At 63.7% G+C, this 12,678-nt stretch carries 7 protein-coding genes; all 7 read right to left on the reverse strand.

All coding sequences use genetic code 11. The features are described 5' to 3' along the window. Window positions 1-47: 47 nt before the first annotated feature. A complete protein-coding gene (gene glgX / locus V8U06_RS07155; RefSeq protein ID WP_427140080.1) occupies window positions 48-2,021 on the reverse strand; it encodes a glycogen debranching protein GlgX in 1,974 nt (657 codons plus the stop codon). A 1-nt stretch (window position 2,022) separates the two neighbouring features. Then, entirely contained in the window at window positions 2,023-3,654 is a 1,632-nt protein-coding gene (locus tag V8U06_RS07160; protein WP_427140081.1) for an alpha-D-glucose phosphate-specific phosphoglucomutase, read from the reverse strand. A gap of 3 nt (window positions 3,655-3,657) precedes the next feature. Further along, window positions 3,658-5,097 (reverse strand): glycogen synthase GlgA, encoded by a 1,440-nt coding sequence (gene glgA / locus V8U06_RS07165; protein ID WP_427140082.1) that lies wholly within the window; start codon window positions 5,095-5,097, stop codon window positions 3,658-3,660. Window positions 5,098-5,104: 7 nt separating this feature from the next. Further along, window positions 5,105-6,364, reverse strand: a complete 1,260-nt coding sequence (gene glgC / locus V8U06_RS07170) for a glucose-1-phosphate adenylyltransferase (protein ID WP_427140083.1) — start codon at window positions 6,362-6,364, stop codon at window positions 5,105-5,107. Between the two features lie 75 nt (window positions 6,365-6,439). Beyond that, window positions 6,440-8,668: a 1,4-alpha-glucan branching protein GlgB gene (gene glgB, locus V8U06_RS07175; RefSeq protein ID WP_427140084.1), complete on the reverse strand. Its 2,229-nt coding sequence runs from the start codon at window positions 8,666-8,668 to the stop codon at window positions 6,440-6,442. Next, on the reverse strand, window positions 8,668-11,127 hold the full coding sequence (locus V8U06_RS07180; RefSeq protein ID WP_427140085.1) for a glycogen/starch/alpha-glucan phosphorylase: 2,460 nt from the start codon (window positions 11,125-11,127) through the stop codon (window positions 8,668-8,670). The genes glgB and V8U06_RS07180 overlap by 1 nt, the downstream gene beginning before the upstream one ends. Before the next feature lie 209 nt (window positions 11,128-11,336). After that, complete coding sequence (locus V8U06_RS07185; RefSeq protein ID WP_427140086.1) at window positions 11,337-12,563, reverse strand: vWA domain-containing protein; 1,227 nt, start codon at window positions 12,561-12,563, stop codon at window positions 11,337-11,339. Between the last annotated feature and the right edge of the window lie 115 nt (window positions 12,564-12,678).

Here is a 12,678-nt window from a genome sequence, read left to right on the forward strand (position 1 = left end):
TTGAAGGAAGTCTTTTTTAGAGAGACGGTTTGTCCGGGCAATGAAAATCAGTAGGTTTCGACAAAAATTTCGACTGTGCGTGCCTGCAGCATGCCGCTCGCGGGATGGTTGACGGCAAGAAGGCTCGTCCAGCCGCGCCCTTCCGGCGGTGGAAGCGACAGGGCCTGTTCGCCATGGCTGCGGTTGATGGCGATAGCAAGGTGGACGATGCGCTGCTGCGTGCGGTCAGGCGTTCTCAACAACACCAGCAATGTGCCGGCGAAGGGAGCCTCCCAATCACCGACCGTCATGGGACTGCCGGAGAGTGTAAGCCAGGCGACATCGCCCGCGCCGCTGAGGAAGGTCGTTTCGCCGAGGGCGGGGAAACGCTTGCGGATCGCCGAGAGCATGGCGGTGTGTTCGATCAGGCCTTCGTCCAGCCGGTCCCAATGCATCCAGGTGATCGCGTTGTCCTGGCAATAGGCATTGTTGTTGCCCTGCTGGCTGCGCCCGCCCTCGTCGCCCGCCGTCAGCATGACGGTGCCGCGCGCGAGGAAGAGGCTGGACAGCAGCGCCTTTACATCCGCGCGGCGGGCGGAAAGCACGGCGCCGTCCGTGGTTTCGCCCTCGGCGCCGTTGTTCCAGGAATGGTTCTCGTTGTGGCCGTCGCGGTTGTCCTCGCCGTTGGCCGCATTGTGTTTGACCGTATGCGAGACGAGATCCATCAGCGTGAAGCCGTCATGGGCGGCGAGGAAGTTGACCGTGCGGGTGCGTTCGGCGCCGTGGCGGGTGAAGATGTCGGAAGAGCCGGCAAAAGCGGTGACGAAGGCGCCGAGCTTGTGGCTGTCGCCGCGCCAGAACATGCGCGTGTCGTCGCGGTAGCGGTCGTTCCATTCGAGAAAGGGGGCGGGGAAGTTGCCGAGCTGGTAACCGCCCGGACCGATGTCCCAGGGTTCGGCGATGAGAATGCGGTCCCTGAGCAGCGGATCGTTGCAAATCTCCGAGAGGAGGGCGGCGCGGGCGGAGAAGCCGTCGGCCTCGCGGCCGAGAATGGTGGCAAGGTCGAAGCGGAAACCGTCGACGCCGGCATGGCGCACGAAGTGGCGCAGGCTGTCCAGCACCAGCTGGCGCACGACCGGGTGCTCGCCGGCAATGGTGTTGCCGCAGCCGGTGTCGTTGATCAGCTCGCCCGGCCGGTCGGGCACGTGGCGGTAATAGGTGAGATTGTCGAGACCGCGCATGGAGAGCGTCGCGCCGTGGCGGTCGCTCTCGCCGGAATGGTTGAAGACGAGGTCGAGGATGACGCCGATGTTTTCCGCGCGCAAAGTCGCGACGGTGTCGGCCAGTTCCTTCATGCCGCCCGGAACGAGGCGCGGATCGAGCGCCATCAGGGCGATGGGATTGTAGCCCCAGCTGTTGGAAAGACCGAGCGGCGGCAGGTGGCGCTCGTCGATCCAGGCGGTGATCGGCATCAGCTCGACCGCATCGACGCCGAGGCGCTTCAGGTGGGCGAGCACGGCGGGGTGGGCGAGGGCGCCGACCGTGCCGCGCATTGCCGCGGGCACGTCGGGATGCAGCATGGTGAAGGCGCGGACGGCCACTTCATAGACGACGCCGCCGGGTCGGAAGATCGGCGGCTTTATCGCAACTGGCTGGTCCCGGATGACGATGGCCTTCGGCACGATGTCGGCGGTCTCTGCACCGAAGAGCGCCAGGCGTCCGTCATGCACGAAGCGGCGGTCGAGTTCCTTGGCATAGGGATCGACGAGCAACTTCGCCGGATCGAACCAGAGGCCGTGGTCCGGTGAATAGACGCCATCGGCGCGAAAGCCATAGCGCGTGCCGGCGGCGGCGCCTTCGACGAAGACGCGGTGGAAGCCGTTCTCGTCCCGCCCCATGGTGAGGCGGGCGAGTTCGGTCTCGCCCTGGTTGTCGAACAGGCAGAGATCGACGCGGGCGGCGTCGCGCGAATGGACTGCGAATTCCACCCCGTCCCCTGAGAGCGTGGCGCCCGGCGCGAAGGAGGGGGCGGTGACGGTCATGTTACGTGATCACCGTCGGTTCGGTGCGGCCCGTGCGGCTCTTGATGCCGGCGATCTCGTCGGCGACCGCGATGAGGTCGGCCAAGGCTTCCTGCGTGTCGATGTCGTGACGGGCGGCATCGGGCTCGAAGCGCTCGATATAGACGCGCAGCGTCGCGCCCGACGTGCCGGTGCCGGAGAGACGGAAGACGACACGCGAGCCGCCGACGAACAGGATGCGGATGCCCTGGTTCTTGCTGACGGACTGGTCGACCGGGTCGTTATAGGCGAAGTCGTCGGCCGTCTCGACCGTAAGGGCGCCGAAGCTCTTGCCCGGCAGGCTGGCTAGCTGATCGCGCAGGTTCGCCATCAGGCCGTTGGCGGCGTCGGTGTCGACCTCCTCGTAGTCGTGGCGGGAATAGTAGTTGCGGCCGTAGCTCGCCCAGTGCTGCTCGACGATGGCGAGCACGCTTTCCTTGCGCACGGCGAGGATGTTGAGCCAGAGGAGCACGGCCCAGAGGCCGTCCTTCTCGCGCACGTGGTTGGAGCCGGTGCCGGCGCTTTCCTCGCCGCAGATCGTGGCAAGGCCGGCGTCGAGCAGGTTGCCGAAGAACTTCCAGCCGGTCGGCGTCTCATAGATGCCGATGCCCAGCTTTTCCGCCACACGGTCGGCGGCGCCCGAGGTGGGCATGGAGCGGGCGATGCCGGCAAGGCCTTTGGCATAGCCGGGCGCGAGATGCGCGTTGGCCGCGAGCATGGCGAGGCTGTCGGACGGGGTGACGAAAATGCCCTTGCCGATGATGAGGTTGCGGTCGCCGTCACCGTCGGAGGCGGCGCCGAAGTCCGGGGCGTCGTCGGCCATCATCGTCTCGTAGAGCGCGCGGGCGTGCACGAGGTTCGGATCGGGATGGTGGCCGCCGAAGTCCGGCAGCGGCATGAAGTTGAGCACCGAGCCCTTGGCCGCGCCGAGGCGGTTCTCGAGGATTTCCTTGGCATAGGGGCCGGTGACGGCGCTCATGGCGTCGAAGACGATACGGAAACCACCGGCAAGCAGCGCGCGGATGGCGGCAAAATCGAAGAGCTGTTCCATCAGCTCGGCATAGTCGGCGACCGGATCGATGACGGTGACCGTCATGCCTTCGATCTCATGGCTGCCCTCGAGGTCGAGATTGACGTCCGCGACATCCGCGATCCGGTAGCTGTCGATGGATTTTGTACGGGCGAAGATGGCGTCGGTGATCTTCTCCGGGGCCGGGCCGCCATTGCCGATATTGTACTTGATGCCGAAGTCTTCCGTCGGACCGCCGGGATTGTGGCTGGCCGACAGCACGATGCCGCCGAAGGCCTTGTTCTTGCGGATGACGTTGGAGGCGGCGGGCGTGGAGAGAATGCCGCCGCGGCCGACCAGCACGCGGCCGAAGCCGTTGGCGGCGGCCATCTTGATGGCGAGCTGGATGACCTCGCGATTGTAGTAGCGGCCGTCGCCGCCGATGACCAGCGTCTCGCCCTGAAAGCCTTCCAGACTGTCGAAGATCGACTGGATGAAGTTCTCCGCATAGTTCTTCTGCTGGAAAACGGGAACCTTCTTGCGCAGGCCCGAGGTGCCGGGCTTCTGGTCGCTGTAGGGTGTGGTCGAAACGGTCTTTATGGTCATGGCTCAGGCTTTCGAAAGAAGGCTGGAATAGAGATCGGCGTAGCGCGCGGCGCTGTTTTCCCAGGAAACGTCCGACTTCATGCCCTGGTTCTGGATGCGGGCCCATATTTTTGGCTCGCTATAGGCCCGGAAGACACGGCGCAGCGCCTGGCGCAGGCCATCGGCATTGATCGGGGTGAACTGGAAGCCCGTGGCGACGCGGGCGGAAAGGGCTGCCTCGTTGGCGTCGATGACCGTATCGGCAAGGCCGCCGGTGCGCGCGACGACCGGTACGCAGCCGTAGCGCAGGCCATAAAGCTGGGTGAGGCCGCAAGGCTCGAAGCGCGAGGGGATGAGGATGGCGTCGGCGCCCGCCTGCATGAGATGCGACAGCGGCTCGTTGTAGCCGATGACGATGCCGATGCGGCCGCGATGGCGCGAGGCGGCGGCGAGCAGCGCGCCTTCCAGCCCCTGGTCGCCGGAGCCGAGCACCGCGAGTTTGCCGCCTTCACCGACGATCCAGTCAGCGACTTCGGCCACGATGTCGATGCCCTTCTGCCAGGTGAGGCGGCTGATGATGCAGAAGATCGGACCATTGTCATCGGCAAGGTTGAACCGTTCGGCAAGCGCCTGGCGGTTGGCGATGCGCTGCTTCAGCGAGCCGGCGGCATAGGGGCGGGCGATGTGCGTGTCGGTCTCGGGATTCCAGACGGCCGTGTCGATGCCGTTGACGATGCCGGCAAGATCGGTGGCGCGGGCATTGATCAGGCCTTCGAGCCCCATGCCGTAGTCGGGCGTCGTGATCTCCTGCGCATAGGTGGGGCTCACCGTGGTGATCGACCAGGCGGTGCGCAGCCCGCCTTTCAGGAAGCCGACGTCGCCGTAATATTCGAGGCCGTCGACCGTGAAGGCTTCCGGCGGCAGGCGGAGATCGGCGAAGATTTCGGCGCCGAACTGGCCCTGGAAGGCGAGGTTGTGCACGGTAACGACGGCCGGAATATTCTGCAGGCCGGTATAACGCATATAGACGGCGGTCATCGCCGCCTGCCAGTCATGGGCGTGCACGACATCGGGCTGCCAGTCCGGCAGAAGGCCACGGGCGATCTCGGCGCCCGCCAGCGAAAGGGCGGCGAAGCGCCGCCAGTTGTCGACGAAATCCTTGCCGGTGGCATCCGTATAGGGGCCGCCCGCACGGTCGAAGAAGCCCGGTGCATCCAGCACGAGGATATCGAGCCCCTCGTGCATGGCCGCCAGGATACGCGCCGGCTCGCCGAGGAGATCGTCGAACGTAGCGACCACCTCGACCTTGGCCAGACGCTGCATGACGGCCGGATAGCCGGGCATGAGCGTACGCATGTGCATGCCGCGCCCGGCAAGCGCGATGGGCAGGGCGCCGGCGACGTCGGCGAGGCCCCCGGTCTTGATGAGCGGGAATACTTCGGATGCCACCGAAAGGATTTTCATGTCGCGGCTAGAGCTCCAGCTTGTCGATCATGGGTTGGGTGATGAGGCAGATGCCGCCTTCAGAGCGGCGGAAACGCTTGGCGTCGAGTTCCGGATCCTCTCCGACGATGAGGCCTTCCGGAATGACGACGCGACTGTCGATGACGACGTTTTTCAGCTGTGCATGGCGGCCGATCATGACGTTCGGCAGCACGACCGCGCCTTCGAGGCGGGAGTAGGAATTGGCGCGCACGCCGGTGAAAAGCAGGCTGCGGGTGAGCGACGAGCCGGAAATGATGCAGTCGCCCGACACGAGCGAGGAGATCGCCGAGCCGCGGCGGTTCTCGTCGTCATGCACGAACTTGGCCGGCGGCTTGATCTCGGCGAAGGTCCAGATCGGCCAGGAACCGTCGTAGATGTCGAGCTCGGGCGTGACGTCCGTCAGGTCGATATTGGCCTGCCAGTAGGCGTCGATGGTGCCGACGTCGCGCCAGTAGGCCTCGCGCTCGAAGTCCGAACGCACGCAGGAGGCGGTGAAGCGATGGGCGACGGCTTTGCCGTGCTGCACGATATAGGGGATGATGTCCTTGCCGAAGTCGCGGCTCGACGTCGGGTCGGCGGCGTCGCGGCGCAGGAGATCCATCAGGAACTTCGTGTGGAACACGTAGATGCCCATGGAGGCGAGCGCCATGTCGGGATTGCCGGGAATGCCCGGCGGATCGGCGGGCTTTTCCACGAAGTCGATGATCTGGTCCTTCTCGTCGACATGCATGACGCCGAAGCCGGTCGCTTCCATGCGCGGCACTTCCAGGCAGCCGATGGTGACCTGCGCGCCGGAATCGACGTGCTGCTGGAGCATCAGCTCGTAGTCCATCTTATAGATATGGTCGCCGGCCAGGATGACCATGTATTCGACGCCGTAATCCTCGATGATGTCGATGTTCTGATAGACGGCATCGGCCGTGCCTTCGTACCACTGCGTCTCGGAGACGCGCTGGGAGGCCGGAAGGATATCGAAGCTTTCGTTCCGCTCCGGACGGAAGAAGTTCCAGCCGCGCTGCATGTGGCGGATCAGCGAATGCGCCTTGTACTGGGTGGCGACGCCGATGCGGCGGATACCGGAGTTGAGCGCGTTGGACAGCGCAAAGTCGATGATGCGGGCCTTGCCGCCGAAATGAACGGCGGGCTTGGCGCGCCGGTCGGTCAGCTCCTTCAGGCGGCTGCCGCGTCCCCCTGCCAGGACATAAGCCATCGCGTCGCGGGCGAGGGGTTGATTGCGCTTCTGCATGGTGTCCTCCCGATTATCCCTTGGTCTTCTGCAATTCCGGCAAGGTGCTGTTCAGTCTTGCTGGAATTGCAGGCATTACACGTCCAGCTCGAACATCATCGTCGCCAGGGGCGGCAGCGTGATATTGGCCGTTATCCTTCCATTGGCATGTTTCTTGGCCTGCACCGCGCCGCCATTGCCCTTGCCGCTGCCGCCGTAGATCTCGGCATCGGTGTTGAGGATTTCCCGCCAGCGCCCCTCCGACGGTAGCGGAACCCCGTAATTCTCGCGGTAGACGGGGGTGAAATTGGTGACGACGGCAATCGGCTTTTCGCCGGGCGCCTTGCGCAGCCAGGCGAAGACCGAGTTCTCGCGGTCGTCGGCAATCAGCCATTCGAAGCCGTCGCCCTCGCAGTCGCGCGCATGCAGCGCGCCCTTGCGGCGATAGGTGCCGTTGAGGTCGCGGATCAGGCGGCGCATGCCTTCGTGCAGCGGGTATTCGAGCAGGTTCCAGTCGAGCGAGCGGGCCTCGCTCCATTCCTGCCACTGGGCGAATTCCTGGCCCATGAATAGCAGCTTCTTTCCGGGATAACCCCACATGAAGCCGTAATAGGCCCTCAGATTGGCGAATTTCTGCCAGTCGTCGCCGGTCATCTTGGCGATCAGCGAGCCCTTGCCGTGCACCACCTCGTCATGGCTGAGCGGCAACACGAAGTTCTCGGTGAAGGCATAGAGCAGACCGAAGGTCATGTCGTTGTGGTGGAACTTGCGATGAACGGGCTCGCGCGACAGATATTGCAGCGTGTCGTGCATGAAGCCCATGTTCCACTTGAAGCCGAAGCCGAGCCCGCCTTCATGCACGGGATGGGAGACCTTCGGCCAGGAGGTGGATTCTTCCGCGATCGTCAGGATGCCGGGATGGCCGGCATAGACGTGGCGGTTCATGGACTGCAGGAAGCGCACGGCCTCCAGGTTCTCGTTGCCGCCATATTCGTTCGGCACCCATTCGCCGTGCTTGCGCGAATAGTCGAGGTAGAGCATCGAGGCGACGGCATCGACACGCAGGCCGTCGAGATGGAACTTCTCGGCCCAGTAGAGCGCGTTGTTGATGAGGTAGGACAACACCTCGGCGCGGCCGAAATTGTAGATCGCCGTGTTCCAGTCCGGGTGGAAACCCTGGCGCGGGTCGGCATGCTCGTAGAGCGCGGTACCATCGAACTGGCCGAGGCCATGGGCATCCGTCGGGAAATGCGCCGGCACCCAGTCGAGGATGACGCCGATGCCGACCTTGTGGCAACCATTGACGAAGCGGGCGAAGCCTTCCGGTTCGCCGAAGCGCGCCGTCGGCGAATAGAGGCCGGTCGTCTGGTAGCCCCAGGACGGGTCGAAGGGATATTCGGAGATCGGCAGGAACTCGACATGGGTGAAGCCCATATCGACGCAGTAGGGGATGAGGCGGTCGGCCAGTTCGTCCCAGCTCAGGAAACTGCCGTCCTCATGCTTTTGCCAGGAACCGGCATGGATCTCGTAGATCGAGATCGGCTGGCGGCGGGCGTCCGTGGTGGCCCAATGGGCCAGATGCGCCTCGTCTTCCCATTTCTGCGCGATGGGGCCGGTCGTCATCGAGGCGTTGTTGGGGCGCAGTTCCGAGCGGCGGGCAAAGGGGTCGGCCTTGAGCGGCAGGACCTGGCCGTCGATGCCGACGATCTCGTATTTATAGGCGTGGCCTTCGGTGATGCCGGGCAGGAAGATTTCCCAGATGCCGGTGTCGCGGCGCAGGCGCATCGCATTGCGCCGGCCATCCCATTCGTTGAAATTGCCGACGACGGAGACGCGCTTGGCATTCGGCGCCCAGACGGCGAAATGGAAACCGTCGATGCCGTCGAGCGTCATCGGATGGGCGCCCAGCTTGTCGAAGAGACGCAGGTGCGAGCCTTCGCGGATATAGTAGTCGTCCATCGGGCCGAGCACGGGGCCGAAGCTGTAGGGATCGACGACGATCCATTCGCCGCCGTCGTTGCGGGCGCGATAGCGGATCGGCTGCAGCTTCTTGAGCGCGACCTCACCGGCGAAGATGCCGGCCGGATGCACTTGTTTCAGCGCGCCGATGTCCTTGCCGGCCAGTGTTTCGGCCGTGACTTCGGCTGCGCCCGGCAGGAAGCAGCGGGCCACATAGCTGTCGCCAGCCGCCCCACCGCTTACCAAATGCAGGCCGAGCACGGCGAATGGGTCCCAGTGCCGGCTTTCCAAGAGTGCATCGATGTCCGCCTTCGCCAGAAGCTCTGACGGCTCCCCCGTCGTGCCTTTTTTCGGCGGTGCGGTCATCAGGCCCTCCAGATATCCTTGGCGTATTGGCGAATGGTTCGGTCGGAGGAGAACCAACCCATGCGGGCTGTGTTCCGTATCGTCTTGGAATACCAGGCGGTCTTGTCGGTCCAGATGGCGTCGACTTCGCGCTGGGCTTTCGCATAGGCGTCGAAATCGGCGGCGACCATGAACCAGTCGTGGTTGTAGATGCCGTCGACGAGGCCGGTGAAACGGTTGCGATCGTCCGGCGAAAAGACGCCGGAGGCGATGGCCTGCAGGGCTTGAGACAGCTCCCGCGACTGTTCGATGATGGCGCGGGGATTGTGCCCTTCGGAGCGCACCTTCGCCACTTCCTCTGCCGTCATGCCGAAGATCACGATGTTCTCTTCGCCGACATGGTCGCGCATCTCGACATTGGCGCCGTCGAGCGTGCCGATGGTCAAAGCGCCGTTCAGCGCGAACTTCATGTTGCCGGTGCCGGAGGCTTCCATGCCGGCGGTGGAAATCTGTTCGGAAAGGTCGGCGGCCGGCACCATGATCTCGGCGAGCGAGACATTGTAGTTCGGCACGAAGACGACCTTGAGGAGACCCCGCACGGCCGGATCGTTGTTGATCACCTTGGCCACGTCGTTGGCCAGCTTGATGATCAGCTTGGCATTGTGATAACTCGGCGCCGCCTTGCCCGCGAAGAGTTTGACGCGTGGCACCCAGTCCAGCTCGGGATGCGAGCGGATCTGGTCGTAGAGCGCGACGGCCTCGATGATGTTGAGGAGCTGGCGCTTGTATTCGTGGATGCGCTTGATCTGGATGTCGAACATCGCCGAAGGGTCGATGCGCACGCCCATGCGACTGCCGACGAGATTTGACAGCCGGTTCTTGTTCTCGCGCTTGATGGCGGAGAAGCGGTCCTGGAAATCCCGGTTGTCGGCGAAGCTGTCGAGCGCTTTCAGCGCCTCCGCATCATCCATGAAGCCTTCGCCAATGGACTCGCGGATGAGGTCGAACAGGCCCGGATTGCACTGCATCAGCCAGCGACGCGGCGTGATGCCGTTCGTCTTGTTGTTGATACGATCAGGGTAGAGCTTGTGGAGGTCGGCGAAGACCGTCTCCTTCATCAGCTCGGTATGGAGGGCCGATACGCCGTTGATCGAGTGCGAGCCGACGAAGGCGAGGTTGCCCATGCGCACGCGCCGTTCGCCCGATTCCTCGATCAGCGAGATGTTTCGGATGCGCTGATCCTCGAAGCCCTTTTCCTTGCGGGCTTCCACGAGGATCTTGGCATTGACCGCATAGACGATCTGCATGTGGCGCGGCAGCAGGCGCTCGAACAGCGGAACAGGCCAGCTTTCCAGCGCTTCCGGCAGAAGCGTGTGGTTGGTGTAGGAGAAGGTTCGGCGGGCGATATCCCAGGCGACGTCGAAATCGAGACCGTGCACATCGGTGAGCAGGCGCACCAGTTCGGCGACCGAGACCGCCGGATGGGTGTCGTTGAGCTGGATGGCGACGGCGTCCGGCAGGGACGTGAAATCGGGATATTGCTGGAGATGGCGGCGCAGGATGTCCTGCAGCGAGGCCGAACAGAAGAAGAATTCCTGGCGCAGGCGCAGCTCCTGGCCGGCGGGCGTCGCATCGGCCGGATAGAGCACGCGCGTCAGGCTTTCGGCCTTGTTGCTTTCGCGCAGGGCGCCGATGTGGTCGCCGGCGTTGAAGGCGTCGAGCAGGATCGGGTCGATCGGGTTGGCTGCCCACAGGCGCAGCGTGTTGACGCGCTTGGCGTGCCAGCCGACGGCGGGCGTATCGTAGGCCGTCGCGATGACGCGCTCGGCCGGCTTCCAGACGAAGCGCTGCTTGTCCTCGCCGATATTGATCGTCTCGACCGCGCCGCCGAAGCCGATCTCGTAGGAGCTTTCGCGGCGCTCGAATTCCCAAGGGTTGCCATGGGCAAGCCAGGTTTCCGGCAGCTCGACCTGCCAGCCGTCCGCCATCTGCTGGCGGAACAGACCGTGCACGTAGCGGATGCCATAGCCATAGGCGGGAACGTCCACCGTGGCCATGCTCTCCATGAAGCAGGCTGCGAGGCGGCCGAGGCCGCCATTGCCGAGCGCGGCATCCGGCTCCAGCTCGGCGATGACATCGAGATCGACGCCGAGCGAAGAGAGTGCATGGCGCATTTCGTCGAGAATGCCGATATTCGTCATGGCGTCGCGCATCAGGCGGCCGATGAGGAACTCCAACGACAGGTAGTAGACGCGCTTTGCGCCGGTGGCGTAGGTGCGACGCGTGGAATCCATCCACTTGTCGGTGATGCGGTCGCGCGCCACCAGGATCGCGGCCGTCAGCCAGTCATGCGGTTTGGCGACTTTCGGGTCCTTGCCGATGCGGTATTTCAGGCGCTCCAGAAGCTCTGTCGCGAGCTGTTCCCGGTCCGATGACCGGGGGGCCGGCGCGAGGTCGTTGTTGGTTACCCGGTTCATCATCGGTGAACTTTGCCCCCTCGCATTCCATGCGTTCGTTCTGGCGAAAATCGCGTTTAAATCAATTTATGCATCTATCCGAAGCGCTTGCAATATGCCTTTTCAAGAAAGGCCGCATGCATTTTCGACATGCCTGAAACAACCAGGGCATGCTAAAAAAGCCCGCTGCGCGGAGCGCAGCGGGCCGATATTGCGGACGGATTTTTCTGGGGTCAGTTGGTGAGGCGCGAGACCATGGCGGCGGCAGACTTACCGATATTGTTGAAGGCGTCGATCAAGTCCTGGCGGTTCTTTGCCTCATAGTAGTTCGCGGGTGTCGAGGCGCAGCTCTTCAGAAGTTTCTGGCCACGCTCCGGCGCCATGAAGGCAACCGTATAGACGAGGATGCCGGCGTCTTTCGCGGTGGTGCAGGAGGCCGACGTCTTCTTGTCGGATTCATTGGCGCCCCAGGTAGACACGGTGTTGTCGTAGCTGGTGTTTTCACCGTCCGTCATGAAGATGAGGTATTTCACCGGAACCAGCCCGTTCTTTGCGGCGTGTTCCTTCTTCTCGGTATCCTCGCCATTCTTGGTGGCCGTCAGTTTCTCGACGGCGGTGGCGAATGCGGTGTGCGAATCCGTGCCGCCGGTCGGCTGCGTGGGAAGGGCGTTGACATAATTCAGCGCATCGGTCGTTCCCCAGGCCAGGCCCGTCTCCTTCTGCGTCGAGTTGTTGTAGGAGATGGCGCCGGTGCGGACATATTCGCTGTTGGGGTCGGCTTTGTTCATCACGTCGACAAGGCTTCCCACGGCCGTTTTCAAGGCGGCGATCTTGCGGATGTAGCAAGGTACTTCCCATTTCGGGTTGCCGCCCCAGTTCGACTCCGTCCAGTTCTGGCACGACACCGTCGTGCTGCCGACCTCATCTGTCTTGAAGGACATCGAGCCCGACCGGTCGAGGACCAGGAACATGGAGACCGCGTTCTTCGATCCCGTGGAGCTTTCGGCCGAGCCCTTGGTGTTGATCTTCGCCGTGGTCTGGCCGAACAGGCGCGTCAGCGCATTGAGCTGCATGTCGTAGCCGGTGGCGATATCGACCTTGAAGGCCTTGGCAGAGCCGGCCTTGGCGGTTTCCACGATATTGACCGTCGTGGACTTGGTCATGTCGGTGCCTTCGGCGGCAGAGCCGACGAGCTGGGTCTTGAAGAAGGTCATGGCGATGACCTTCGCCTCGGCGACGGTCTTCTTGTCGTTGGAAAGGGCCGAGGCGGCGGCGAGCGCGGCCGAGTCGACGGCGTCCTGCAGCTCCGCCCGCATCAACACCATGCGGGTGAGGTCCATTGCAAAGCCGCCGGCACCCAGGATGACCGGCACGGCGACGGCCGCCATGACGGCGAAATTGCCGCCGCGATCCCCTAGGAACCGGGACAGGAACGAGCGCTTTTCCGTCTTCGTCGTCATGAGACTTCACCCACCATCGTCATAATGTGGGCGAAGCCTAGCAGCGAAGTGTTATTCAAGGGTTCGGCGGCGTGGTATAGTTTTCGTAAAATTGCGCGGACCCCGCCTTTCCACC

This window comes from Shinella sp. G-2 (genome assembly GCF_050172695.1).
Classification (GTDB): Bacteria; Pseudomonadota; Alphaproteobacteria; order Rhizobiales; family Rhizobiaceae; genus Shinella.